Annotated in this window: 21 protein-coding genes and 4 tRNA genes; 7 read left to right on the top strand and 18 right to left on the bottom strand. The window is 54.9% G+C overall.

Annotated elements, in window-relative coordinates; genetic code table 11:
- Positions 1–163: 163 nt before the first annotated feature.
- The 16 genes from rpsG to Q3Y66_RS00540 all read right to left on the bottom strand — a co-directional run bounded on the left by rpsG (position 164) and on the right by Q3Y66_RS00540 (position 16,191).
- On the bottom strand, positions 164–634 hold the full coding sequence (gene rpsG / locus Q3Y66_RS00615) for a 30S ribosomal protein S7 (protein ID WP_008959172.1): 471 nt from the start codon (positions 632–634) through the stop codon (positions 164–166).
- 165 nt (positions 635–799) lie between these two features.
- Positions 800–1,174 (bottom strand): 30S ribosomal protein S12, encoded by a 375-nt coding sequence (gene rpsL / locus Q3Y66_RS00610; protein ID WP_008959173.1) that lies wholly within the window; start codon positions 1,172–1,174, stop codon positions 800–802.
- 226 nt (positions 1,175–1,400) lie between these two features.
- A complete protein-coding gene (rpoC, locus tag Q3Y66_RS00605) occupies positions 1,401–5,615 on the bottom strand; it encodes a DNA-directed RNA polymerase subunit beta' (RefSeq protein WP_008959174.1) in 4,215 nt (1,404 codons plus the stop codon).
- 10 nt (positions 5,616–5,625) lie between these two features.
- Complete coding sequence (rpoB, locus tag Q3Y66_RS00600; protein WP_008959175.1) at positions 5,626–9,702, bottom strand: DNA-directed RNA polymerase subunit beta; 4,077 nt, start codon at positions 9,700–9,702, stop codon at positions 5,626–5,628.
- A gap of 270 nt (positions 9,703–9,972) precedes the next feature.
- Positions 9,973–10,341 (bottom strand): 50S ribosomal protein L7/L12, encoded by a 369-nt coding sequence (gene rplL, locus Q3Y66_RS00595; protein WP_008959176.1) that lies wholly within the window; start codon positions 10,339–10,341, stop codon positions 9,973–9,975.
- A 127-nt stretch (positions 10,342–10,468) separates the two neighbouring features.
- Positions 10,469–10,975: a 50S ribosomal protein L10 gene (gene rplJ, locus Q3Y66_RS00590; protein WP_008959177.1), complete on the bottom strand. Its 507-nt coding sequence runs from the start codon at positions 10,973–10,975 to the stop codon at positions 10,469–10,471.
- Between the two features lie 325 nt (positions 10,976–11,300).
- The gene (gene rplA / locus Q3Y66_RS00585; RefSeq protein WP_007112016.1) at positions 11,301–11,993 is read right to left on the bottom strand and encodes a 50S ribosomal protein L1; all 693 of its coding nucleotides are present in this window, start codon (positions 11,991–11,993) and stop codon (positions 11,301–11,303) included.
- A gap of 2 nt (positions 11,994–11,995) precedes the next feature.
- Positions 11,996–12,427 carry a 50S ribosomal protein L11 gene (gene rplK, locus Q3Y66_RS00580; protein WP_007112017.1) on the bottom strand — a complete coding sequence of 144 codons (432 nt, stop codon included), beginning with the start codon at positions 12,425–12,427 and terminating at the stop codon, positions 11,996–11,998.
- A gap of 112 nt (positions 12,428–12,539) precedes the next feature.
- Entirely contained in the window at positions 12,540–13,073 is a 534-nt protein-coding gene (gene nusG, locus Q3Y66_RS00575; RefSeq protein WP_008959178.1) for a transcription termination/antitermination protein NusG, read from the bottom strand.
- An 8-nt stretch (positions 13,074–13,081) separates the two neighbouring features.
- Positions 13,082–13,465, bottom strand: coding sequence for a preprotein translocase subunit SecE (gene secE, locus Q3Y66_RS00570; protein ID WP_008959179.1), 384 nt, complete (start codon positions 13,463–13,465; stop codon positions 13,082–13,084).
- Between the two features lie 74 nt (positions 13,466–13,539).
- Positions 13,540–13,615 (bottom strand) — tRNA-Trp (locus tag Q3Y66_RS00565).
- A gap of 212 nt (positions 13,616–13,827) precedes the next feature.
- A tRNA-Thr gene (locus Q3Y66_RS00560) sits at positions 13,828–13,902 on the bottom strand.
- Positions 13,903–13,915: 13 nt separating this feature from the next.
- Positions 13,916–13,989 (bottom strand) — tRNA-Gly (locus Q3Y66_RS00555).
- A gap of 135 nt (positions 13,990–14,124) precedes the next feature.
- Positions 14,125–14,208: transfer RNA gene (locus tag Q3Y66_RS00550), tRNA-Tyr, on the bottom strand.
- A gap of 151 nt (positions 14,209–14,359) precedes the next feature.
- Positions 14,360–15,199: a type III pantothenate kinase gene (locus Q3Y66_RS00545; protein WP_008959180.1), complete on the bottom strand. Its 840-nt coding sequence runs from the start codon at positions 15,197–15,199 to the stop codon at positions 14,360–14,362.
- Complete coding sequence (locus Q3Y66_RS00540) at positions 15,196–16,191, bottom strand: biotin--[acetyl-CoA-carboxylase] ligase (protein ID WP_008959181.1); 996 nt, start codon at positions 16,189–16,191, stop codon at positions 15,196–15,198. The genes Q3Y66_RS00545 and Q3Y66_RS00540 overlap by 4 nt, the downstream gene beginning before the upstream one ends.
- A 235-nt stretch (positions 16,192–16,426) precedes the next feature.
- Here Q3Y66_RS00540 and typA point away from each other — a divergent pair, with 235 nt between their 5' ends.
- The 6 genes from typA to Q3Y66_RS00510 all read left to right on the top strand — a co-directional run bounded on the left by typA (position 16,427) and on the right by Q3Y66_RS00510 (position 23,959).
- Positions 16,427–18,277: a translational GTPase TypA gene (typA, locus tag Q3Y66_RS00535; protein WP_008959183.1), complete on the top strand. Its 1,851-nt coding sequence runs from the start codon at positions 16,427–16,429 to the stop codon at positions 18,275–18,277.
- Between the two features lie 273 nt (positions 18,278–18,550).
- The gene (locus Q3Y66_RS00530) at positions 18,551–19,984 is read left to right on the top strand and encodes a sodium-dependent transporter (protein WP_008959184.1); all 1,434 of its coding nucleotides are present in this window, start codon (positions 18,551–18,553) and stop codon (positions 19,982–19,984) included.
- Positions 19,985–20,045: 61 nt separating this feature from the next.
- Positions 20,046–20,816 (top strand): ABC transporter ATP-binding protein, encoded by a 771-nt coding sequence (locus Q3Y66_RS00525; protein ID WP_008959185.1) that lies wholly within the window; start codon positions 20,046–20,048, stop codon positions 20,814–20,816.
- A 77-nt stretch (positions 20,817–20,893) separates the two neighbouring features.
- Positions 20,894–21,613 carry an ABC transporter ATP-binding protein gene (locus Q3Y66_RS00520; protein ID WP_008959186.1) on the top strand — a complete coding sequence of 240 codons (720 nt, stop codon included), beginning with the start codon at positions 20,894–20,896 and terminating at the stop codon, positions 21,611–21,613.
- A gap of 16 nt (positions 21,614–21,629) precedes the next feature.
- The gene (locus tag Q3Y66_RS00515) at positions 21,630–22,634 is read left to right on the top strand and encodes a branched-chain amino acid ABC transporter permease (protein ID WP_008959187.1); all 1,005 of its coding nucleotides are present in this window, start codon (positions 21,630–21,632) and stop codon (positions 22,632–22,634) included.
- A complete protein-coding gene (locus Q3Y66_RS00510) occupies positions 22,634–23,959 on the top strand; it encodes a branched-chain amino acid ABC transporter permease (protein ID WP_008959188.1) in 1,326 nt (441 codons plus the stop codon). Before Q3Y66_RS00515 ends, Q3Y66_RS00510 begins: the two co-directional genes overlap by 1 nt.
- Positions 23,960–24,217: 258 nt before the next feature.
- Here the strand turns inward: Q3Y66_RS00510 and Q3Y66_RS00505 are convergent, their stop codons facing one another.
- Positions 24,218–25,426 carry an ABC transporter substrate-binding protein gene (locus tag Q3Y66_RS00505; protein ID WP_008959189.1) on the bottom strand — a complete coding sequence of 403 codons (1,209 nt, stop codon included), beginning with the start codon at positions 25,424–25,426 and terminating at the stop codon, positions 24,218–24,220.
- Between the two features lie 119 nt (positions 25,427–25,545).
- A complete protein-coding gene (locus Q3Y66_RS00500) occupies positions 25,546–25,791 on the bottom strand; it encodes a hypothetical protein (RefSeq protein ID WP_008959190.1) in 246 nt (81 codons plus the stop codon).
- A gap of 65 nt (positions 25,792–25,856) precedes the next feature.
- Here Q3Y66_RS00500 and Q3Y66_RS00495 point away from each other — a divergent pair, with 65 nt between their 5' ends.
- On the top strand, positions 25,857–26,660 hold the full coding sequence (locus Q3Y66_RS00495; RefSeq protein WP_008959191.1) for a TlpA disulfide reductase family protein: 804 nt from the start codon (positions 25,857–25,859) through the stop codon (positions 26,658–26,660).
- Positions 26,661–26,713 lie beyond the last annotated feature (53 nt).

The following is a 26,713-nucleotide window of genomic DNA, read 5'->3' as shown; positions in this document are numbered from 1 at the left end:
CCGCCGCTACCACTGAATGGTAGCGGCTGGATATTGCAACTAATGCATTGCAACAACGCGACTCAGCAAACACTTCGCCATGCTGAACAACGTGCATATAAAAACCATAAAGCCGTACTTAAAAACGCCGTGCTTAGAAACGCAGTTTCTAGAAACACCGATTTTAGAAACGGTAGTGCGAGAAGGCCTTGTTGGCTTCTGCCATGCGATGCACGTCTTCGCGCTTCTTAACGGCAGAACCTTTACCTTCCGCTGCATCCAGCATTTCGCCCGCTAGACGCTGCACCATGGTTTTCTCACCGCGACGACGCGCCGCGTCTACCAGCCAGCGCATTGCTAGCGCTTGGCGACGAGACGGACGTACTTCAACCGGCACCTGATAGGTCGCACCACCAACGCGGCGCGACTTCACTTCGACCATAGGCTGGATGGCTTCCAGCGCTTTGTCGAAGATCTCCAGCGGATCTTCTTTACTACGCTCGGCAACCTTGTCCAACGCACCATAAACGATACGCTCAGCTATGGACTTTTTGCCGCTGACCATCAGGTGGTTCATGAACTTCGCCAGACGCTCACTTCCGAACTTAGGATCCGGAAGGATGTCGCGTTTAGCTACTACTCTTCTTCTAGGCATGATAAGCCCTCAATTAAGGATCTTTCAGGTAAACCCGGAACTCATGAGCTTGTACCAAGACAAAGCGCCGCCCGACCTTACTCTTATCAGACCGTCAAATTCGTGATAATCGCTACTCAGCACACCCAATAAAATCGGTCATGCTGTACAGCCACCCCAGTCTTATTAGGACTTAGGACGCTTAGTACCGTATTTAGAACGACCCTGACGACGATTTTGAACGCCAGAGGTGTCAAGGGCGCCACGAACGGTGTGATAACGCACACCTGGCAAATCCTTTACACGACCGCCGCGAATCAAAACGACAGAGTGTTCTTGAAGGTTGTGACCTTCACCACCGATGTAAGAAGAAACTTCGAAACCGTTGGTAAGGCGCACACGGCAAACCTTACGCAGGGCCGAGTTCGGCTTCTTCGGGGTGGTGGTGTAAACGCGCGTACATACGCCGCGCTTTTGCGGACAGGCCTGCAGCGCGGGCACGTCACTTTTAGTGACGGGGCGCTTGCGCGGCTTGCGCACTAGCTGATTAATCGTTGCCATGGTGTTTAGCTGACTCCAATGGTTGCCTTGTCTTTCAACAAGTAGCCTTTTTAACAAATACGTGCAGCGGATGCGGGCGCACCCACCCCACTGTTAAAGGCTGCGCATTCTAAAGGCTGACCCTAGGTGCCGTCAAGCCTTGCTGGCGGTTTTACCAGCAAGGTGACGTTTTAGGCCAGCAACTTATGCTACTTACTAATTTTACTGCTTGTTTCAAGCACCAAATTTACAGCTCGTCGTCAGAATCGAGAGCGGTTAACTGGGCACCTAGCTCCTGCTCTACCTCGGTCGCCGAGGGATTCAACAGTTGCTCAACGCCTTCGCGCTTGCGACGACGTTCTGCGTGGTGAGTCAAGCCCGTACCTGCTGGTATTAGACGACCAACCACCACGTTTTCTTTCAGGCCGCGCAGGTAATCGCGCTTGCCAGTTACCGCTGCTTCGGTCAGTACGCGGGTAGTCTCCTGGAAGGAGGCCGCAGAAATGAACGACTCGGTAGCCAAGCTGGCCTTAGTAATACCCAGCAACATGCGTTGGTACTTGGCTGGGAATTTCTTCTCTTTTTCGAGACGAATATTCTGCTCTAACACGCGTACCAGCTCTGCCTGGTCGCCAGTGATGAAATCAGAGTCGCCTGAATCAGCAATCTCTACCTTACGCAGCATCTGACGCACAATCACTTCAATGTGCTTGTCGTTGATACCGACGCCCTGGAGACGGTAAACGTCTTGCACTTCTGCCGTAATGTACTTGGCGAGCTCTTCAACACCCAATAAACGCAGGATGTCATGAGGGTTGCTCGGGCCATCAGAAATGACTTCACCCTTCTCAACCGCTTCGCCTTCGAAGACGGCAATTTGACGCCACTTCGGAATCAAGGCTTCAAACGGATCGCCGGATTCTGGTGTAATCATCAGGCGACGCTTGCCTTTGGTCTCTTTACCAAAGCTAACGACACCGCTGATTTCCGCCAGGATCGACGACTCTTTCGGCTTACGCGCCTCGAACAAGTCAGCAACGCGTGGCAGACCACCGGTGATATCTTTGTTCGCCGAGGCTTCTACCGGGATACGGGCAACGACTTCACCCACACCGATAGTGACACCATCGTCGACCGAAATAATCGAGTTGCCTGGCAGCAAGTACTGCACCGGGGTATTGGAACCGGAAACAGAAACATACTCGCCAGCGTTGTCCTGCAGCATAACCATCGGGCGCTTATCGCGACCAGCCATGGGGCGCGCTGCAGACTCGATCACCTCAATAGAGGACAAGCCGGTCATCTCATCGACGCTACGGTGCATAGTGACACCTTCGTCAAGATCAATGAACTGCGCCTTACCTTCTACTTCGGCAACGATCGGGTGGGTATGCGGATCCCACTTGGCGACGATTGAACCAGCATCTACAACATCACCGTCGCGTACAGAAAGTTCAGCACCGTAAGGCAGCTTGTAGTACTCGCGCTCACGACCATGGTCATCAGCAACAGCCAAGGCGCTCGAACGAGAGACCACCACTAGCTTGCCGTCGCCACGCTCAACGTGCTTGATGTTGTGCAGACGAACCTTACCGCCGTGCTTCACTTGTACGCTATCCACAGCAGACGAACGCGATGCTGCGCCACCGATGTGGAAGGTACGCATGGTCAGCTGGGTACCCGGCTCACCGATGGACTGTGCGGCGATAACGCCAACGGCTTCACCGATGTTGACCTGATGGCCACGCGCCAAGTCACGGCCGTAACAGGAGGCACACACGCCATGTGCAGTCTCACAAGTAATCGTGGAGCGTACGACAATTTCGTCGACGCCCATGGTGTCGAGCTCGGCACACCACTTCTCGTCAAGCAGGGTACCTTTAGCGAGCTGCACTTCACCACTGCCCGGATGAATGACATCCTGAGCCACCACGCGACCTAGTACGCGCTGGGAAAGCGGTACAATAATGTCGCCGCCCTCGATGATCGGATGCAGCGTCAGGCCATTTTCAGTACCACAGTCCACTTCAGTGATAACCAAATCCTGCGCCACGTCGACCAAACGACGCGTCAGGTAACCGGAGTTGGCCGTTTTCAGAGCCGTATCCGCCAGACCTTTACGTGCACCGTGGGTCGAGATGAAGTACTGAAGTACGTTCAGACCTTCACGGAAGTTGGCAACGATCGGCGTTTCGATGATCGAGCCATCCGGCTTGGCCATCAGGCCACGCATACCGGCCAACTGACGAATCTGTGCAGCCGAACCACGCGCACCAGAGTCGGCCATGATGAAGACGCTGTTGAACGAATCTTGCTCAACCTCGTTGCCATCACGATCGATAACGGTCTCTTTCGAGATGCCGACCATCATCGCCTTAGCGACTTTATCGTTCGCCTTCGACCAGATATCGATAACCTTGTTGTACTTCTCACCGGCGGTTACCAGGCCAGAAGAGAACTGGTCTTCGATCTCTTTAACTTCGGCTTCCGCCGCGTCAACAATTTCGGTTTTCGCTTCGGGGATAACGAAGTCGTTAACACCGATAGAGGCACCGGACCAAGTCGCCAAGCGAAAGCCGGTGTACATCAGCTGGTCAGCGAAGATGACGGTCGGCTTAAGGCCGGCACGACGATAGACTTCGTTGATCAGGCTGGAGATCGCCTTCTTCTTCATCGGCTGATCGATCAGCGCAAAGGGCACACCTTCCGGCAGAATGCGGAACAGCATCGCACGGCCGACCGTGGTGTCATAAATACGGCGATGGAAGCTTCGCTCGCCGGTTTCCTCTTCAATGTCGATCTCGTCCAGGCGCACTTTAACCCGGGCATGCAGCGATACAGACTGCGTACCGAAGGCGCGCTCAACCTCATTGAGGTCAGAGAACACCATGCCTTCGCCTTTGGCGTTGATCTTTTCGCGGGTCATGTAGTAAAGACCCAGAACAACGTCTTGCGACGGTACGATGATCGGCTCGCCGTTGGCTGGCGACAGCACGTTATTAGTCGCCATCATCAGCGCACGGGCTTCAAGCTGGGCTTCCAGGGTCAGCGGTACGTGTACCGCCATCTGGTCACCGTCAAAGTCGGCGTTGTAGGCGGCACATACCAGCGGGTGCAGCTGGATCGCTTTACCTTCGATCAACAGCGGTTCAAACGCCTGGATCCCCAGACGGTGAAGCGTGGGGGCGCGGTTAAGCAGTACCGGGTGTTCGCGGATAACATCGGCGAGGATGTCCCACACTTCCGGCAGCTCGCGCTCGACCATCTTCTTGGCGGCTTTGATCGTTGAGGCGTAGCCCAGCGACTGCAACTTGGAGTAGATGAACGGCTTAAACAGCTCAAGCGCCATTTTCTTCGGCAAACCACACTGGTGCAGACGCAGCGTCGGACCCACGGTGATTACCGAACGGCCTGAGTAGTCAACACGCTTACCCAGCAGGTTCTGACGGAAACGACCCTGCTTACCTTTGATCATATCGGCGAGCGATTTCAGCGGACGCTTGTTAGAGCCCGTGATCGCACGACCGCGACGACCGTTATCCAGCAGTGCATCGACCGCTTCCTGCAGCATGCGCTTCTCGTTGCGCACGATAATATCCGGCGCATTAAGGTCAAGCAGACGCTTCAGGCGGTTGTTACGGTTGATCACACGACGGTAAAGGTCGTTGAGATCAGAGGTCGCGAAGCGGCCACCATCCAGCGGTACCAACGGACGTAGGTCCGGCGGCAGCACGGGCAGCACTTCCATGACCATCCACGCCGGCGCATTGCCGGAGTGATAGAACGCTTCCAGCAGTTTCAGACGCTTAGAAAGCTTCTTGATCTTAGTTTCAGAGTTGGTCTGCGGAATTTCTTCACGCAGGTGGTTAATCTCTTCTTCCAGATCGATATCTTTGAGCAGCTCTTGAACGGCTTCGGCACCCATACGGGCATCGAAATCATCGCCGAACTCTTCCAGCGCTTCGAAGTACTGCTCATCGTTGAGCAGCTGACCACGCTCCAGCGTGGTCATGCCGGGGTCGATCACGACAAAGCTTTCGAAGTACAGCACGCGCTCGATATCACGCAGGGTCATATCGAGGAACATGCCAATACGCGACGGCAGTGACTTCAAAAACCAAATGTGAGCAACCGGAGAAGCCAGCTCAATGTGCCCCATGCGCTCACGACGCACGGCGGCCTTGGTTACTTCAACGCCACATTTTTCGCAGATAATACCGCGGTGCTTCATGCGCTTATATTTGCCGCACAAGCACTCATAGTCTTTTACCGGACCAAAAATCTTGGCGCAGAACAGACCGTCCCGCTCCGGCTTAAAGGTACGGTAGTTGATGGTCTCAGGCTTCTTCACCTCGCCAAACGACCAGGAGCGAATCATGTCCGGCGACGCCAGGGTAATCTTGATCGCGTCAAACTCTTCGGACTGAGACTGCGATTTGAGTACTTTCACCAAATCTTTCATGGGACGGCTCCTAGCTCTCTAACTCGATATCGATGCCCAGCGAGCGGATTTCCTTCACCAGTACGTTGAAGGATTCCGGCATGCCTGCCTGCATGGTGTGGTCGCCATCCACGATGTTTTTATACATCTTGGTGCGGCCTTCGACGTCGTCCGACTTGACGGTGAGCATCTCTTGTAGCGTGTATGCGGCGCCGTAAGCTTCCAACGCCCACACTTCCATCTCACCGAAGCGCTGACCACCGAATTGCGCCTTACCACCCAAGGGCTGCTGGGTAACCAGCGAGTAAGAACCGGTAGAACGCGCGTGCATCTTGTCGTCTACCAAGTGGTTAAGCTTCAACATGTACATGTAGCCGACGGTAACCGGACGATCAAAGGCGTCACCGGTACGGCCATCGAACAGGGCCATCTGACCCGATTCAGGGATGTCCGCCAGCTTCAGCAGGTGTTTGATTTCGTGCTCTTTGGCACCGTCAAACACCGGCGTGGCCATCGGCACACCACCTTTGAGGTTCTTCGCCAGAGCGATAATCTCATCGTCGGTCAGGGAATCGAGATCTTCAACACGCGTACCTTGCGTATTGTAGATCTGCCCCAGGAAGTCACGAATCTCCGCGACTTGCTGACCGCGTGCGTCGCGCAGCATGGCTTCGATCTTGACGCCCAAGCCACGCGCCGCCATACCCAAGTGGGTTTCAAGAATCTGACCGACGTTCATACGCGACGGTACACCCAGCGGGTTCAGCACCACGTCGACCGGCTCGCCCTTCTCATCAAACGGCATGTCTTCGATCGGCATAATTGCCGAGATAACACCTTTATTACCGTGACGACCCGCCATCTTGTCGCCTGGCTGGATGCGACGCTTAACCGCCATATAGACTTTGACGATTTTCAGCACGCCCGGAGCAAGGTCATCGCCCTGGGTCAGCTTGCGCTTCTTATCTTCAAAGCGCTCATCCATCTCTTTACGACGGTTTTCAAGCTGCTCGTCGGCCTGAGCCAACAGCTCATTGTAGGACTCATCCTGCATGCGCAGTTTGAACCACTGCTGACGCGGCAGCTCATCCAGGTACGCCTCGTCTAGCACGTCACCTTTCTTGAGGTTCGGGCCGCCATTGACAGCTTGGCCATCAAGGGTGCGCTGTAGGCGCTCAAAGGTGGCGTCTTCAGCAATCCGGTACGTCTCTTGCAGATCCTTACGCACTTCATCGAGCTGCGTACGCTCAATGGATAGTGCGCGAGAGTCTTTATCAACGCCGTCACGAGTAAACACCTGAACGTCGATGACCGTACCTTTCATGCCGGTCGGGGCACGCAGTGAGGTGTCTTTAACGTCAGACGCTTTCTCACCAAAGATGGCACGCAACAGCTTCTCTTCTGGCGTTAACTGGGTTTCACCCTTCGGTGTCACCTTACCGACCAGAATATCGCCCGGGCCGACTTCGGCACCGATGTAGACAACGCCCGCTTCATCCAACTTGGAGAGCGCAGACTCGCCCACATTGGGGATATCGGAGGTAATTTCTTCAGAACCCAACTTGGTGTCGCGAGACACACAGGTCAGCTCCTGAATGTGAATCGTGGTGAAACGGTCTTCTTGAACGACCCGCTCGGAAAGCAGGATCGAGTCCTCGAAGTTGTAACCGTTCCAGGGCATAAACGCGATGCGCATGTTCTGGCCAAGGGCCAGGTCACCCATGTCGACAGACGGGCCGTCGGCGAGAATATCGCCACGCGCCACGTTGTCACCAGGCCGCACGATGGGGCGCTGGTTCATACAGGTGTTCTGGTTCGAGCGGGTGTACTTGGTCAGGTTGTAGATATCAACACCGGCTTCACCGCCGATAATTTCATCTTCATTAACCCGTACCACCACACGACGCGCATCCACGGAATCAATCACGCCGCCGCGATTGGCCACCGCACAGACGCCGGAGTCACGGGCAACAAAGCGCTCCATGCCCGTACCTACCAACGGCTTATCAGCACGCAGGGTCGGCACCGCCTGACGCTGCATGTTAGAACCCATCAAGGCACGGTTGGCGTCATCGTGCTCCAGGAACGGAATCAATGCCGCTGCGACGGAGACGACCTGACGTGGTGATACGTCCATTAGCGTCACTTGCTCAGGACGCATAAAGGTCGTTTCACCGCGGTGACGAACCTGAACCAGGTCATCACTTAGTTTGTTGGACTCATCTACCGCTGCTGACGCCTGGGCGATAACAAAGTCGCCCTCTTCGATCGCCGAGAGGTGAACGATATCGTCGGTCAACTGACGATCAACCACTTTACGGTACGGCGTTTCAAGGAAACCGTAGCTGTTAGTGTGGCTGTAGGTGGCCAGCGAGTTAATCAGACCGATGTTCGGGCCTTCTGGCGTTTCGATTGGGCATAGACGCCCGTAGTGCGTGGCGTGAACGTCACGTACTTCGAAGCCAGCGCGCTCACGGGTCAAACCACCGGGGCCGAGTGCAGACACATGACGCTTGTGGGTCACTTCCGAAAGCGGGTTGTTCTGATCCATAAACTGCGAAAGCTGGCTGGAACCGAAGAACTCTTTTACCGCCGCCGCAACGGGCTTGGCGTTGATCAAGTCTTGCGGCATCAGGCCTTCGCTTTCCGCCATGGAAAGACGCTCTTTGACGGCACGCTCTACACGCACCAAGCCAACGCGGAACTGGTTCTCGGCCATTTCGCCCACACAGCGAATACGGCGGTTACCCAGGTGATCGATATCGTCAACGTCACCGAAGCCGTTACGAATACTGATCAGCTCGCGCAGCACATCAAGGATGTCTTTACGATCCAGTACGCCGGAGCCGGTATCGGTATCACGGCGCAGACGGCGGTTGAACTTCATGCGGCCAACGCCCGACAGGTCGTAGCGGTCCTCAGAGAAGAACAGGTTGTTAAACAGCGTCTCAGCAGACTCTTTGGTCGGCGGCTCGCCGGGACGCATCATGCGGTAAATTTCGACTAACGCTTCAAGCGCGGAATTAGTAGCATCCAGCTTCAAGGTGTCGGAAATGAATGAACCGCAGTCGAGATCATTGGTGTAGAGCGTTTCGACCAGGGTAATGCCGCCCTGGGCCATGCGCTCAAGCACTTCTGGTGTGATCTCGGTATTACACGGGCAGATCAGCTCGCCTGTTTTAGAGTCGATTTGATCTTTTGCCAGGGTTTTACCGAATAGGTATTCCATCGGCACATCCAGACGCTCAAGACCGGCTTTTTCAAGCTGGCGAATATGCTTCTGGGTAATCCGACGCCCCTCTTCAACGATCACATTACCTTCGTCATCTTTGATGTCGAAAGTAGCCGTCTCGCCGCGCAGGCGCGACGGAACCAGCTCCACATAGAAACCGGATTTCTCAATGTGAAAGACGCTGGTTTCAAAGAACTCGGCCAGGATCTCTTCGGTGTTCATCCCTAACGCACGCATCAGCACCGACGCCGGCAGTTTGCGGCGACGGTCAATACGTACAAAGACGTTGTCTTTGGGGTCAAACTCAAAGTCTAACCAAGAACCACGGTAAGGAATCACCCGGGCTGAATAGAGCAGCTTACCGGAAGAGTGACTCTTACCTTTGTCATGATCGAAGAACACACCGGGTGAGCGGTGGAGCTGGGAAACGATAACCCGCTCAGTACCGTTGATAACAAAGGTACCGTTCTCGGTCATCAGGGGGATTTCCCCCATGTAGACTTCCTGCTCTTTAATATCTTTGATTGCTTTGTTTGAGGAGTCGCGATCATAGATGATCAAGCGAACCTTCACGCGCAGCGGGGCGGAGTAAGTGACGCCGCGCAGCTGGCACTCCTTAACATCGAACGCCGGCGTGCCGAAACGGTAGCTGACATACTCAAGCGCCGCATTACCGGAGAAGCTCTCAATCGGAAACACGGACTTAAAAGCCGCGTGCAAGCCGACTTCGTGACGCTCGTCGGGCGAACGATCTTGCTGGAGGAAGTCGTAATAGGAATCAAGCTGGATCGCCAGCAAGTAAGGCACATCCATCACTTGGGGCAGTTTGCCGAAATCCTTGCGGATGCGTTTTTTCTCAGTATATGAGTAAGCCATCTGTATTCCCCAGCTTGTTCACCATGGGTGACCGATGCGTGGTCATCGCTGCCCGGCGGGCTTCGTCAGACACAGACAGCAAGCTCCTAAATCGGTAGCTCGCCGTCGAAAATCTAGTTCGATAACACTGTAGTCGATAACACTATTTCTACGTTTCTATTGCGACTGCGATTAATGAAACACCAGTTGCAACAGAAAAAGGCCGGCAGCGGGATATCCCGCCGCCAGCCGTGGAAGCTTACGCAGCGCGTAAAGCCGTCCGCACAATAATTACTTGAGCTCGACGGTTGCGCCCGCTTCTTCCAGCTTAGCTTTAGCTGCTTCAGCGTCGTCCTTAGACAGACCTTCTTTGATGGTCGCCGGAGCGCCGTCAACAGCACCTTTAGCTTCTTTCAAGCCAAGGCCAGTGATCTCACGTACTGCTTTGATCACGTTAACTTTCTTGTCGCCAGCAGCGGTCAGAACGACGTCAAATTCAGTCTGTTCTTCAGCTACTTCGCCGCCAGCAGCCGGGCCAGCCATTACGGCAGCCGCTGCAGAAACGCCGAATTTCTCTTCCATTGCTTCGATCAGCTCGACAACTTCCATTACGGACATGTCGGCTACAGCATTGATGATATCGTCTTTAGACAGTGCCATTGTTTCATTCCTAACTTTGCGGGAGTCTCGGTCAGCCGAGGACTCAGGATTCATTGCTCGGTTCAGGCAGCGCGCTGATGATGGCTTATACCGTCATACCGTTTGCGCCGCCTGCAAGAAACGCTGCTTAAGCAGCTTCGGCTTCTTGCTTCTGGTCGCGCAGAGCGGCCAGAGTACGAACCAGCTTGCCAGCGGAGGCTTCTTTCATTACCGACATCAACTTGGCAATTGCTTCGTCGTAAGTCGGTAGGGTTGCCAGACGGTCGATGTCAGCAGCCGGAATCAGCTCACCTTCGTAGGCCAACGCTTTTACTTCGAAGTTCTTGTCCGTTTTAGCAAACTCTTTGAACAGACGAGCAGCAGCGCCCGGATGATCAGTAGAGAAGGCCAACAACGTAGGACCAACGAAGCTATCGTTCAGGCACTCCCACTGAGTGCCCTCGAGAGCGCGGCGAGCCAGCGTATTACGAACAACACGCAGCTCTACACCATTCTCACGCGCTTGCTTGCGCAGATCGGTCATTTTACCAACCGTAACGCCGCGAGAATCAGCAACTACGACGGAGAGTGCGCCCTTGGCCGCTTCACTGACCTCGGCAACAATCGCTTTCTTGCCTTCAAGTGCTAGTGGCACAGTGATCACTCCTTCGTGCCGGAACCCAAGAAGGTTCCGGTGGTTACCATCTCTTTCCGCTCTTAATTGCAAAAAAAATTGCAATGCGGAAAGCCTTGGGGATGGTGCTCACCAGAAAGCTTTCAAGCTTAACCAACTGGCGGCCACACCATCTGCGCAGGCGCTTATGAGGCAATTAAGCCGCCCCTGTATATACAAAATGCTAAGTGTACATACTAAGCGCGGCACCTGCGGTCTTTGACGATGCCCCGGCCAGTGTTAATAACCAAACGGGGGACCGCAAAGTTCTTGCTCGGTTCCTACAAAAAAACCAACGATTACTCGCTTATGCGAAAGCAGAGTGATCGATTGTTAAACCCGGGCCCATGGTAGTGGACAGAGTCATTTTTTTGAAGTAAATGCCTTTAGACGCGCTCGGCTTGAGGCGCTTAAGGTCAGCAACGAGGGCTTCCAGGTTACCGTTAATCGCTGCCACGTCAAAATCCACTTTACCCAGGGTAGTGTGGATAATGCCGTTTTTGTCAGTACGGAAACGCACTTGGCCCGCTTTGGCATTTTTAACCGCTGTCGCCACATCAGGCGTTACGGTGCCAACTTTCGGGTTTGGCATCAGGCCACGCGGACCTAGGATCTGGCCCAACTGACCAACAACACGCATAGCATCTGGCGAAGCGATAACGACGTCAAAATCCATCACGCCTTTTTTCACTTGCTCAGCCAAGTCGTCCATACCCACGATGTCGGCACCGGCTTCTTTAGCGGCATCGGCATTGGCGCCCTGGGTAAAGACCGCAACGCGTACATCTTTACCCGTACCGTTAGGCATGACGGTAGCGCCACGCACAACCTGGTCAGATTTACGCGGGTCAACGCCAAGGTTGATAGCAACATCAACTGACTCTTTGAATTTAACCGTAGACAGCTCGGAGAGCAGCGCTACCGCTTCTTCAATAGAGTAGGCTTTGGTGGCGTCTACTTTTTCGCGAATAATTTTCGCACGCTTAGATAGTTTAGCCATGATCAGAGACCCTCCACGTTTAGGCCCATGCTGCGAGCACTGCCAGCAATGGTGCGCACAGCGGCATCAAGATTCGCAGCCGTTAAATCAGGCTCTTTCGTTTTGGCGATCTCTTCGAGCTGTTCACGCGTCACGGTGCCGACTTTCTTCTTGTTCGGCTCACCAGAACCGGACTTGATACCAGCAGCTTTCTTCAGCAGCACGGCAGCAGGCGGTGTCTTGGTGACGAACGTGAAGCTACGGTCTGAGTAGACAGTGATCACGACTGGCGTCGGCAGGCCCGGCTCAATTTCTTGAGTCGCGGCGTTGAACGCCTTACAGAATTCCATGATGTTCACGCCGTGCTGACCCAGTGCTGGGCCTACCGGCGGGCTTGGATTGGCTTTACCTGCAGCAACCTGCAGTTTGATATAAGCCTGTACTTTCTTGGCCATCGTTTATGCTCCAATTGGGTAGTAACGCCCGAAGGCTCCCCGGTACCAACGAAACAACTACTTAGTTATTTCGCACGAATCAAATACGCTTAGTCTTTCTCAACCTGCGAACTTATTCTTTCTCAACCTGAGAGAATTCTAACTCAACAGGTGTAGAGCGCCCAAAGATCAGCACGCTGACATGCAGGCGACTCTTTTCATAATTAACTTCTTCGACGACGCCGTTAAAATCAGCAAACGGCCCGTCAACAACACGCACCGACTGGCCCGGCTCAAACATCGTTTTGGGCCGCGGCTTGTCGGTGCCATCTTTAACACGCAGCAAAATAGCGTCTGCTTCGCGTGATGTAATCGGTGCTGGCTTCTCTTTTGTGCCGCCGATAAAGCCCATTACCCGCGGCGTCTCGTTGACGAGATGCCATGTTTCGTCGGCCATCTCCATCTCAACCAGCACATAGCCAGGGTAAAATTTGCGCTCGCTCTTACGACGCTTGCCGTCTCGCATCTCGACAACTTCTTCTGTCGGCACCAGAATCTCGCCAAAGCGATCTTCCATACCATACATTTTCACACGCTCAATAAGTGAGCGCATGACATGCTTTTCAAACCCAGAATAAGCGTGAACGACGTACCAACGTTTGGACATGAAAACTCCTAACCAATGACGCCGGACATCGCCCAGCCAAGAAGAGTGTCGATCAACCACAGCATTAGCCCCACCACCAGAACAGCCACTAACACAATGGCAGTGGTTTGGATGGTTTCGGCTCGGGTCGGCCATACAACGCGCTGAATCTCTTTCTTGGCGCTTCTGGCAAGCTCTACTAAATCACGACCTTTGGTAGTGGTCAGCGCGATCAAACCCGCAATCACACATAACACCACTACACCTAGCACACGGTAGAGCAGGCCAATATCGGCGAAATAGGTATTACCAACGACAGCAACGACAAGCAGCGCTACGACCGCCGCCCATTTGAGCCCGTCATGGCGCGTCTGTTGCACCTCGGCGCCATGTTTTACAGAACCAGGCTTCATAAAAACGAGACTCCTCAAGGGTGCGGCGAACGATAAAAGAATTTTGGAAAAAGACATACCAACCTGGGGAAGGTTGGCAGGCCAGGAGGGAATCGAACCCCCAACCTGCGGTTTTGGAGACCGCTGCTCTGCCAATTGAGCTACTGGCCTGTATCGTCGTACTGATTTTTTACAACAACTATTTTTTACAACAACTATCTACATCTATCGATAAGCGTCTTTTTCAATCGCCTATACAACAGCGGGCGCCATGGTAGCGAAGAAAGCCACTTATGACAACCCCTTCTTTACGCTCAGACGCCATCAAAGCCACCTGACCGCAGAGACAAAAAAAGCGAGCTTCGCTCGCTTTATCTGCAATATGGAGCTCATGGACGGAATTGAACCGTCGACCTCACCCTTACCAAGGGTGTGCTCTACCCCTGAGCTACATGAGCTAAACACATCAACTGGAGCGGGCGGCGGGAATCGAACCCGCACCATCAGCTTGGAAGGCTGAGGTTCTACCGTTGAACTACGCCCGCAGAACCTGTCTTGAATGACAATCCGCTACGCGCCGCCTTATAGCTACTTACCTTTTACCAAGCTATAAATCGTAGACAATGCCCGCTACCGGCTTTTCATTCAGCTGCACCGATTAAATCGCTGCGGCTTAATTCTGGTGGAGAGAGAAGGATTCGAACCTTCGAAGCTTTCGCGGCAGATTTACAGTCTGCTCCCTTTGGCCACTCGGGAATCTCTCCAACGTGGCGGCATATTATGCCAGCCTTCAAAAACGTGTCAAGCCTGATAATCGTTATAGCTATGAAAAGCTTAGCTTATCAACACTCTGAACATCAGCACTTTCAACATCGCGAGACGCTCATGCCTCGCCTTCGAACGCGCTGCATTCTGTCAAAGCAGCATTGAGAATGCAAGTCCCGCACGAATCTTTTCTAGCGATACAGGCTCCGGCACTCGCGGCGCGCCTGACATTTTGCCTGCACGCTCAGCAAAGGTCATTGGAAAACAGGCCTCTAAACCGCCATAAACCATGTCCGGCCACACCGCATGAGGCACTTGCACCCCCCGCGAGACAACCCGAGCATCGCCACCGGTTAATAGCATCGGTAGCGCCACGCCTTGCTGATCACAGACTTCACTATAGATGCGATTAATCGCGCTGACGGCCGCCATATAGATACCATGATTGACGGCATCAACTGTACGCCGCCCTGGCTCTAGCAATTCATCCGCCTCGCTTTCTGGGTCGATGGCCACATTGCGGGTGCCTAGCTTCAAGCTCTCCTTCATCAGGCGCAGCCCTGGGATAATAAAGCCACCAAGATGGCTACCGCCCGGCAACACAAAGTCGATAGTAATGGCACTGCCACAATCCACCGCACAGCAACCGCCCGCTAACTGATAGCCCGCCAGCGCCCCCATCCACCGATCAACGCCTAAACGCCCTGGCTCCTCATAGCCGTTGACGACCCCCAGCGCTTCATGGGTTGAGTGTGCCACATGCACATGACGCACCCGGCGACGCAGTAAAGCAACCGTCTCTTCCAGCACGGCCGCCCTGGCCACGCTTGAAATACGCACCGCCTCCACTACATCAAGATCCGGGATGTCAGCCCCTGGTCGCCACTCTTCACGGGTCCATACCGCCCCGCGCGATCGTATCTCGCTACTCTCGGCATCCTTGAGCCGCCATTTTGACAGCGTGTTGCCGATATCAAGGTCCAGAATCATAAACGCCTGCGTACGCTGATCTCACCGCCGGCTAGGCGTCGCGAGTGACCATTTTCGGTAACCCAAAGGTTACCACTCTTATCTACTTCCCCGGCGATGGCATCGCTGGTCTGCTGCCCTTGGATCACCCGAATAGGCAGTCCTGCATAAGCATGACGTTGATTCCACTCATCCTGCCAGGCGCTAAAGCCAACACGCTCAAAGTCAGCCAGCATCGCCAATAGACCAGCTACGACATCGGAGGCCAACTGATTACGCGAGATATCCGGCAACCGCTCGAAAAGCGCCGCAACCGGCTGTTCGATCGCGGCTCGCTGAGCAGCAGGCAGCCACAGATTCATGCCCATGCCGATCACTACCTCGCAGGGACCTGCCGCGTCCCCGGTGATTTCAATCAGAATACCGGCCAGCTTGCCAAGCTCGTCGCAGGCATCATCGCCCTGTTCGGAGAGCAAGATATCGTTGGGCCATTTTAACTTGGGCGCCACGCCATGCTGCTCTAGCACCTGAGCCACTACAACCCCGACGGCCAAACTCAGGCCTTCAAGCACCGCGATGCCAGATTCAAAGCGCCAGCCTAACGAGAGCATTAAACTCTGCCCCCACGGCGTCGTCCAGACACGACCGCGCCGCCCACGCCCTGCCGTTTGCAGCTCAACCAGGCACACTTCGCCATGCCCCGCGCCCTGCTCAAAGCGCTGACGCAAATACTCATTGCTGGAAGGCAACTGATCTTCAACAAACAGGCGTGCAAGGTAATGGCGTGCCTGAGCAGGTAAACGCTCGACAATTTTTGCGCCTTCCAAAGGCTCCAGCCGCTGCGCCAATCGATAGCCACGTCCTTTGACGGCCACCAATTCGACGCCCAGCGCTTCTAGCTTTTTTAACTGCTTCCACACCGCAGCACGAGAAATACCCAGCGTTTCACCCAGCTGCTCGCCAGAGTGAACCTCGCCATCGCTTAACAAACGCATCAGGTTGCCGATGGTCATGCTCCTGCCCCAATGGGAAAAGCGCTATTCTAGCGGATGGAGGTTCGCTGCGAAAACTTTCCTGAGGGCGACTAAGGTCGATAAGCGCTCCAGTAATATCAGCGAAGCCTTCGACATGCTAGAATAGCCGCTGGACGCAAGCCCTGAGCCAAGATGGTCGGCAAATTGCCAGCCCTTGCGACCCGCATTTTCCGACCCGTGGACAAACGGGTGTTCACAAGAGTTCTCTCTCAGCATGCAAAACCAGCAAAATTCCAGCGCGGTTAATAACCTGCGCAACGTCGCGATCATAGCCCACGTTGACCATGGTAAAACCACTCTGGTCGACAAACTCCTGAGCCAGTCCGGCACCCTTGACCGTAAAGCAGAAGGTCAAGAGCGCGTCATGGACTCGAACGATCAGGAAAAAGAACGTGGCATTACCATTTTGGCCAAGAATACGGCCATTCAATGGCAAGACAGCCACGGTAACGGCTACCACATCAACATTGTGGATACGCCTGGGCACGCCGATTTCGGTGGTGAAGTTGAGCGCGTCATGTCGATGGTTGATTCGGTCCTACTTCTTGTAGACGCCGTTGATGGCCCGATGCCGCAAACTCGCTTTGTGACCCAGAAAGCATTCGCCCAAGGCCTCAAGCCGATTGTGGTGGTCAACAAAATTGACCGTCCCGGCGCGCGCCCTGACTGGGTGATCGACCAGATTTTTGATCTGTTCGACAATCTAGGCGCGACTGACGAACAGCTCGATTTCCCGATCATTTACTGCTCTGCCTTGAACGGCATTGCCGGTATGGATCCTGAAGCGCTGGCCGACAACATGGACCCCATGTTCCAGGCGATCGTCGACATCGTTGAGCCGCCCAAGGTGGAGCTTGACGGCCCCTTCCAGATGCAGATTTCCGCACTGGATTACAACAGCTACGTGGGCGTTATCGGCCTTGGCCGCATCAAGCGCGGCGCGGTGAAACCGAACCAACAGGTTTCGATCATCGGCGTTGACGGTAATGTACGTAAGGGCAAAATCGGCCAGGTCATGACCCATATGGGTCTTGATCGTGTACAGACCAACGAAGCCACCGCGGGCGATATCGTCTGTGTGACCGGCATCGATGATCTGTCAATTTCTGACACCTTGTGCGATCCCGCTAACGTTCAGGCACTGCCACCGCTCTCCGTTGATGAGCCGACCGTCTCGATGACCTTCCAGGTCAACGATTCACCGTTCGCCGGTAAAGACGGCAAGTTTGTGACCAGCCGTAATATCAAGGATCGCCTTGAACAAGAGCTGATTCACAACGTGGCGCTGCGCGTTGAAGAGGGCGAAACCCCTGAGAAGTTCAAAGTATCTGGCCGTGGCGAACTGCACCTTTCGGTGTTGATCGAAACCATGCGTCGTGAAGGCTTTGAGCTGGCGGTAGGCCGCCCAGAAGTTATCATCAAAGAGATTGACGGTGAGAAGCAGGAGCCTTACGAAGAAGTCATCATCGACTGTGAAGAGCAGCATCAAGGCTCGATCATGGAAGAGCTTGGCTACCGTAAAGGTGAGATGACCAACATGCTACCGGATGGTAAAGGACGGGTTCGCCTGGACTTCATTATCCCTGCACGTGGTTTGATCGGTTTCCGTGGTCAGTTTTTAACCCTGACCTCCGGTACCGGCATCCTAACTAGCCGTTTTGATCACTACGGCCCGCTGAAGCCTGAAGCCTCTATTGAGCGTCGTAATGGCGTATTGGTCTCAATGGTTGACGGTAAAGCCCTCGCCTACGCCCTGTATGCACTGCAAGAGCGCGGCAAGCTGATTATCGATCACGCCACGGAAGTTTACGAAGGCATGCTGATCGGTATCAACAACCGCGCAAACGACATGGTGGTTAACCCCACTAAAGGCAAGAAGCTCGATAACATGCGCTCCACCGGTAACGATGAGAACATCGTGTTAACGCCGCCGGTTAAGTTCTCTCTGGAGCAGGCAATCGAGTTCCTCGACTCCGACGAGCTAGTCGAAGTCACGCCAGTGCATATCCGCCTGCGTAAAAAGCTGCTGAAAGAGACCGAGCGTAAGCGTTACAGCAAGAAGTAACCCGCTTCAAGCAGTGAGTATCCAAAAAAACCCGCGCAAGCGGGTTTTTTTATGTCGATTAGCCAACCACCGAACACTCGTTTAACACTGTCAGCAGCTTGCCCAGCAGCCCACTAAACGCAGCCTAAACGTTACGGCGCTGGAAAGGCGACGCGTTCTATCGCACAGTAACGCTAAATTCAGCACGCCCAAGGCACGCTGGCATCACTATATCCATACAAGTGTTTGGATATCTATCCCCATCCTGACACCCAAACACGGACACTCTTACCCATGAGCGGTCAAAACGTCTGGACGCATAAAGGTACTTTTCTACTCGCAGCGGTTGGCTCCGCCGTTGGCTTGGGCAATCTGTGGCGATTCCCTTACCTCACCGGCGAAAATGGCGGTGGTGCCTTTATTTTGGTCTACGCGCTGACGATCTTCGCGGTTGGCATCCCCATTCTAATTGCCGAGATCATGCTCGGACGCACCAGCCGCCGCAGCCCGATCATGGGTATGCGCCACCTGACCAAAACTCACGGCACCTCACGCGCCTGGGAAACCATCGGCTGGCTGGGTGCCGCCTCGGCGTTCCTGATCTTAAGCTTTTACTCGGTCATCGCCGGCTGGGCGATTCACTATACTTGGCTGATGCTAACCGGTTCACTGGTCGGTGCAGACGCACAAACCATCAGCGATGGCTTCGACGCCCTGTTGGCAGCCCCCGGCCTGATGACGTTCTACCACACCTTGTTTATCGCCTTTTCTGCGCTGATTGTCGGCATGGGAATCCATAAAGGCATCGAGTCGGGCCTGCGCATTATGATGCCCGCGCTGTTCGTGATTCTGCTGGTAGTGCTGGCCTACGGCGTGATTAATGGCGATGTGGGCGCCGCCGCCAGCTTTTTGTTTACTTTCAATATCGCCGACCTGAGCCTTGAAGGCTGGCTGCAGGCCATGGGTCAGTCGTTCTTTACCCTGAGTTTAGGCATGGGGGCGATCATGGCCTACGGTGCTTACATGCCCAGTGACGTATCACTGACCCGCACCGCCTTTGCCGTTGCCATTGTTGATACCGCTGTGGCGATGGTCGCTGGCCTGGCCATTTTTGCCCTGGTGTTTGGTGCCGGGTTGGAAACAGGCCAAGGCCCTGGGCTGATGTTTGTCACCCTACCACTTGCCTTCGCGGAGATGCCGTTTGGCGCGCTGGTAGGCGGCGTGTTCTTTATCCTGGTATTGGGCGCCGCCATCAGCTCCTCCATTTCGCTGATCGAGCCTGTCGCGGCATTTTTGGTAGAGCGCTTTGATATGACTCGCCCCCAGGCCGTTACGATTATGGTGATTGCCGCCTGGGCAATGGGTCTATTGACTGTCGTCAGCTTTAACGTGTGGGCCGAGGGGACGATATTCCATAGCCTGTTTGGGCGTAGCGCCTTTGACGTAATTGAGCTACTCACCAATATCTTCATGCCGATTGGCGGTCTGTTGATTGCCCTGTTTGCAGGCTGGGCGCTGACCCAAAGCGAGGTCATGAAAGAGCTGGGCTCTACGGTCGCATGGTTTAAATTTTGGCGGTTTTTGGTGCGCTTTGTGGCCCCAGCCGCCGTGGCCTTTGTGTTTTTGCGCACCATTCCTCAGGTGAAGGGCTATTTCATCCCCACCCTAGGCGCGCTGCTAATTGTCGGTGCATTTGCCGCCAGCCAGCGGTGGCTTAAAAAACCATGACTAATAACTTAATAACAGTGCGCAGGCGGCTTATTAGCCGCCTGCATCGCGTGGAGACACCATGAACCCTCTTATTGATGTACAGCGAGTCAACAAAGCGTTCGGCGGCTTACAGGTGATTAACGACTGCTCCATTCAGGTGGAAAAGGGGTCAATTACCGGCATGATCGGCCCCAATGGCGCAGGCAAATCAACCCTGTTCAATCTTATTGCCGGCTCCCTGGCCCCCGACAGCGGTCACGTTCTGCTTGATGGAGAAGACATTACCGCGCTCAGCGCCGACCAACGGTTTCATAGAGGCTTACTGCGTACCTTCCAGATCGCCCACGAATTCAGCCAGATGAGCGCGCTGGAAAACCTGATGATGGTACCGCCCAAGCAAGCCGGTGAAGACCTTTTCAGCGCTTGGCTAAAGCCTGGCAAGGTACGCCGGGAAGAAGCCGAGGTACGTCGCCGAGCGCTAGAGGTAATTGATTTCGTCGGGCTACATCACGTGCGTAATGAGTTGGCGGGCAATTTATCCGGCGGGCAGAAAAAGCTTTTAGAGCTTGGCCGCACCATGATGACGGATGCCAAGGTAGTGCTGCTTGACGAGATCGCCGCCGGGGTGAACCGCACCCTGCTGGGCGACTTGATAGGTAATATTGAGCGGCTCAACCGCGAGATGGGTTACACCTTTTTAGTGATCGAACACGATATGGAGATGATCGCCCGGCTCTGCGACCCGGTGATCGTGCTCGCCCAGGGCAGCGTAATGGTGGAAGGGCATATCAACGAGATCCAGAACAACCCCGAGGTGATTGAGGCCTACTTTGGCACCGATGCCGCTTAAGGGTGACCTTTTCGCTACCCACCAATGACTACAATGATGTCGCTTTACGTCAGCGACCTTGCTGAGAAACTTTGCTTATGTCATCAACAACCAGGCCATTAATCGACGCGCGCGATGTGCACGGCGGCTATGGCGGTATGAACATTCTTAACGGGGTTAACATGACGCTGGAGGCCGACGAGGTCGGTGTCATCGTTGGCCCCAACGGCGCTGGCAAGTCCACCATGCTAAAAGCGATCTTTGGTCTACTGCATGTCAGTCAGGGCGAGATACTGCTTAATGGTCAGCCGATCCAGAACTTGCCCCCTAACCAGTTGGTGCAACGTGGCATGGGTTTTGTCCCCCAAGAGAAGAACGTTTTCCCGAGCCTTTCGGTGCAGGAAAACCTGGAGATGGGCGCCTTTTTAAAGCCGCAGAACGTTAAGCGCATGCTGGCTCAGGTGTATGAGTTTTTCCCACCGCTTTATGAAAAACGCCGCCAGCCTGCCGGTGAGCTCTCCGGTGGGCAGCGTCAGATGGTCGCTATGGGGCGCGCCTTAATGGCCGAGCCAAGCCTGCTGTTGCTCGATGAGCCCACCGCGGGGCTATCGCCACTCTACATGAATGAAATCTTTGACCGCGTCAAACAGATCAACGCCGCTGGCGTGGGTATTTTGATGGTGGAACAGAACGCCAAGCAGGCGCTAGCGATCGCCGATAAGGGCTTTGTGCTGGCCGCTGGCCAAAACCGCTTTACCGATACTGGGGCTGCGTTACTCGCCGACCCAGACGTCGCCAAAAGCTTTTTGGGCGGTTAGCCCCAGGGAGAAACGTGTGAACGAACTGGCTTTTTTCATTAATAATGTGGTGATTTCGGGCAGCGTGAGCGGCTCCATTTACGCCATTGGCGCGATTGGGGTAACGCTAATTTTTAGCATCATGCGCTTTGCCCACTTTGCCCATGCCGACATGATGACCTTTGGTGCCTTTATGGTGCTACTGCTCACCACGCTGTTCCCGGCGGCAGGCGCCAGCCTTGGCGTGCCTACCGCGGTGTTGATGCTGCCGCTGGCAATGCTGCTCACCGCCGCCTTGGCCGTGGGGATCGACAAAACCTTTTATAAGCCATTGCGTGCTCATGGGGTCAAGCCCATTGTGCTGGTGATTGGCTCGCTAGGTGTGACGTTGATTTTGCAGGGACTGATCCGCCTGTTTTCCGGTACCGGTGGGCAGAGCCTCTATGTGGACGACCGTAAAGAGATCTTTCGCCTTGCGCTGCCCTTCGAGGGCGCCCGCGCGCCGATTGTAATCACCGAACCGCAGATTTATCTGTTTGTGATTACCATCGTTGCTGTCGTCGCACTCCACCTTTTCCTTAACCGTTCGCGGTTGGGTAAGGCGATGCGCGCCATGTCGGATAATCCTGAACTGGCCCAGGCATCGGGCATTAACACCAATACCATTGTGGCGGTGACCTGGATGATTGCAGGAGCGCTAGCCGCCATTGCTGGTACGCTGCTTTCCCTGGACGTCACCTTCAAGCCCGACTTGAGCTTCTTCCTGCTGCTGCCTATTTTTGCCGCCGCCATTGTCGGTGGTGTTGGCCACCCTTACGGCGCCATTGCGGGTGGCTTTGTGGTCGGTTTTGCCGAGACACTGGCGGTGTTCAACTGGAACGTTCTACTTCGCCCCTTCCAGGAAAGCTTCCCCGCGTGGTTGGAGCTGCCGTCAAATCTCGCCTTTGTGGGCACGGAGTATAAGATTGTAGTGCCGTTTTTCATTCTGATAGCCATTCTGGTGTGGCGCCCCACCGGATTGTTCAAGGGCAAGGTGATCTAATGAGCCATTCAGCTAAAACACGCAACCCTGCCTACACGCCCCAAGACGCAACGCCAGCTCGCCGGTTTCCGCTGCGTGAGTTAATCCTGTTTGGCGTGTTGCTGGCGGCCATTCTGTCGGTTTATGCCCTCATGGGCGCAGCGTATAGCACGCGAATGCTCGTTGAAGCCGCTTGTTATGCCATCCTCGCGTTGGGATTAACCATTCAGTGGGGCTATGCCGGGCAGTTCAATGCCGGGGTGATGGGGTTTGTCGCCCTAGGCGGCTTCTGTGCGATGCTCTTCAGCGTTCCGGTTAACGAGGCCTTCTGGGGCACCGCGTTACCCGGCGAACTAGGCCGTGTGCTGTTGTATGGTGTTGCCGCCATTCTGCTGATTATCGCAGTCAGCAAACTGGATCGCCTGGGCATGCCCAAGCCCCTACGTACGTTTATCGTAGTCATGTTAGGCCTTGTGCTTTATCTCGCGGTGATTAGCCAGCTACGTGAAGTCACTGATGCGATTGAGAGCCAGGCAGGCTTTGTCGGCGGGCTAGGCTTACCGCCCTGGACCGGCTGGATTGTGGGTGGCGCGCTAGCCGGTGGCGTCGGTTACTTTATTGGCCATATCTGCCTGGGCTTACGCAGCGATTATCTGGCCATTGCCACCCTCGGCATTGCTGAGATCATCAAGGCGTTTTTAAAGAACTCCGACTGGCTGACCCGCGGCACCGCCACGGTGTCTCCGTTACCCTGGCCAACGCCTGGGCCTGCTGAACTGGGGTTTACGCTCTCCCGCGCCATCTACCTTTCGTTTACAGCGGTGATCATTGCGGTGATCTTCTTTCTGCTTAATCGCGCTTACAACGCCCCATGGGGCCGTATGATTCGGGCGATTCGTGATAACGAAGTGTCCGCTGCCGCCATGGGCAAAGATATCAACAAGCGTCGCCTGGAGATTTTCGTACTGGGCTGCATTCTGATGGGCTTGGGCGGTGGCATACTGGGCACTTTTAATAGCCTCTTTGACCCTCAGGGCTATTTGCCGCTCAACCATACCTTCTTGGTGCTGGTGATGGTGATTCTTGGCGGGCCGGGCAACAACCTGGGCACTATTTTCGGCGCGGTGGCGGTGTACATCATCTGGATTATGTCTGAGCCGCTGGCGCTATTTTTGATGCAGCTAGCCGTGGCGTTTGGGGAGGGCACGCTTGGTTGGGACGCCCCAAGCAACATGGATAGCCGCGCCTTGCAGGCACGGGTACTGGTGATTGGCTTGCTAATTACCATGGTGCTGCGTTTTGCGCCCAAAGGGCTGCTGCCTGAGAAAGTCAAAAGCCATAGCTGATCCTCTCAAATGCTGACCCATATAAAAACAGGGCTAATGACGGCCTTTCAAAAACTCTCGATACCGAGTGTGAGGGCAGATTGAAGCGAGGGTCTTTTGTCATGGATGACAAAAGTAGCGCCCACGGATGGGTTCACAGCGCCCTCGCGGAAACCTGCCCTCAGCACGGTGGCGTGCAGATTGCCAACTACGATAACCCAACAATAAGAATGCCCGGCTGAAACCAGCCGAGCATTCTTTTCATACTAAGCCTAAAAATTAAAGATCAACCTGACCTTTACTGGTAAAGGTGCCGTCTTCTACAGCCATTTCTACCACCACGCCCGGTACATCACCGTTATCGTCAAACTCATGTGAACCAGACGCGCCTTCGTAGTTGATGTCGGTACCCGCGGCGATCAACTCAACCGCCTTCTCCCATTCGCCGGGCAGAATGACCTCACCGGGGGCAGTGGCGACGCTGCGCAGCGCTTCAGAAAGACCTTCACGGTCAGCACTACCGTTTTGCTCAATCGCCAACGCGATCAGGAAAGCAGCATCGTAAGCCTGGGCGGCGAACACGGCACTGGGATCCAGCTCAGCAGCTTCGGCGGCTTCGATAAAAATATCGGTGCCGGGCAGGTCAGGACTGCCGGGGCGCGTGGCGATCATACCGTCCAGCACGTCCGCACCGATGGCTTCAATCAGGCTATCGCCGACCATTCCGTCAGCGCCTACGTACTGGGTAAACATGCCGCTTTCATAGGCTTGACGCAGTACCGTTTGACCCGACGTATCGGCATAAGCCAACACTACCAGTGTTTCAACGCCGCTCACTGAAAGCGAGCCTAACTCAGAACGATAATCCGCGCGGTTATCTTCGTGGGCAAGGTTCTCAGTAATCTCACCACCACCCGACTCAAATGCAGCGCTAAAGGCGTCAGAAAGCCCTTGTCCGTAGTCGTTATTCACGTAGGTAACGGCGACTTCATCAATGCCTTTTTCGAGCAGCAGCTTAGCGAGCATTTCCCCCTGGAAAGCGTCTGACGGTACGGTGCGGAACACCAGATCGTTATCGTCCAGTTCTGATACGGCAGGCGCCGTAGAGGCAGGCGATACCATCAATACGCCACCGGGAATGGCCGCGTTGTTGGCTGCAGCAATAGTTGCACCCGTACATAGGGCACCCACAATCGCCGTCACATTTTCAGAGTTCACCATCCGGTCAGCGGCGTTTGAAGCGGCCGATGCATCCGAACAGGTGGTATCGCCGGACGGCATCTCCAACGTTTGGCCATCTAGAATACCGCCCTGCTCATTGACCTGTTCAACGGCTAGCTGCGCCCCTGCAAAAATCGATGGCGTTAAACTTTCGATTCCCCCGGTAAAGCCGCCCAAGAAGCCAACTTTGACCTCTGCCTGTGCGAATCCCGTCATTGCCAGGGTGGAGGCCGCCACAGCTGTGGCTAATGCGCGCTTATTGATCATATTATTTGTCGCTCCCAGTGTCGTAAGAGATGATGCATTTTTTTAGTATGCCTCAGCGATCAATCACTAAGGCTGCTATTAATCTGGAACTGGAACGCCAAAAACACAAGCAACGCTTTCTAACGCTCGTCGTCTTCCTCTAGAAATCGCCTGCGTTCAGCAAGCTGCTTTTGAAGGCGTTTGTGGCGATAAAGCCGCACCAGCGCAATCGTTAACGCGGTAACCAGCATCGCAGCCAACACCCAACCCTGCCAGGGGCGGGCGGCGTTATCCATCACCGTTTCCAACGTAATTATCAGCATTAAGCCAATCGCCTGGGAGCCGATCGCTAGCGCGCGCAGCCTATCAAAAGCGGGTGGGGGCATAACGTCTCCGTAATTTGTAGCTCGCATGGTATGGTCTGCCAGTGTACCTGCTTCACGAGAAAATCATGAATGCCATCGCTCTCGGCCCACTGCTGATTTCATTACCGCGTCTTTATGCCATCGGCTGCGCGCTGCTGTTGCTACTCTGTGCACGGTTACTGCTAGGCCTTCCCCGGCGTGACCAGCAGCGCTGGTTTACCGGGCTTATCATTGTTTGGTTAGTCGGCGCCCGGGTGGGCCACCTTATGCTTAACCTGAATAGCTATAGCGCCGCCCCACTTGAAGCGCTCAAAGTCTGGCAACCCGGCTACCACGGCCTTTGGGGCATGGCGACAGGCTTGGTATGGACGGCCTGGACGCTGCGGGCGCGGTTATTGGCGATGGGCGGTGCAATGGCAATGCTAGTCGCCGCCTCCAGTCTGTGGCTGGTGCTAGTCACCCTGGCCCCCCTGGGCAATGACTTTGCGGTTGACGCCCTACCTGAGGTCACCCTGGAGGATGTGGAGGGTAACCAAGTGCATCTGCCGTCGCTAACCGAAGATGCTGACCTGATCATCGTCAACCTGTGGGCGACTTGGTGCCCCCCCTGCCTGCGCGAAATGCCGCTGCTTGAGGAGGCCGCCCAGCGCGATGGCGTGAACGTGGTGGTCGCCAATCAAGGTGAAGACCTGTTGCCCATGGTGCGCTATTTGGATGAGCAGCAGCTTGAATTTCGCTATGCCCTGCGTGACCCCAGCCAGCAGCTGATGGCGCTTTTTCAAGCTCCGGGATTGCCCACCACCGTGCTGTTTGACGGCCAGGGCAACACCCTGGATGTCCACGTTGGCGAGCTTACTCGCGCCCATCTGGATGGCTGGTTAAAAGATTGATGCCGATACACCTTAATCCCCCCGCTGCTTTGCGTTAGAATCCCCCGCCCTGT

This window comes from Halomonas sp. HAL1 (assembly GCF_030544485.1).
Lineage (GTDB): Bacteria > Pseudomonadota > Gammaproteobacteria > Pseudomonadales > Halomonadaceae > Vreelandella > Vreelandella arctica.
The sequence above is the reverse complement of the archived record's forward strand: the minus strand, read 5'-3'. Positions and strand labels throughout refer to the sequence as shown.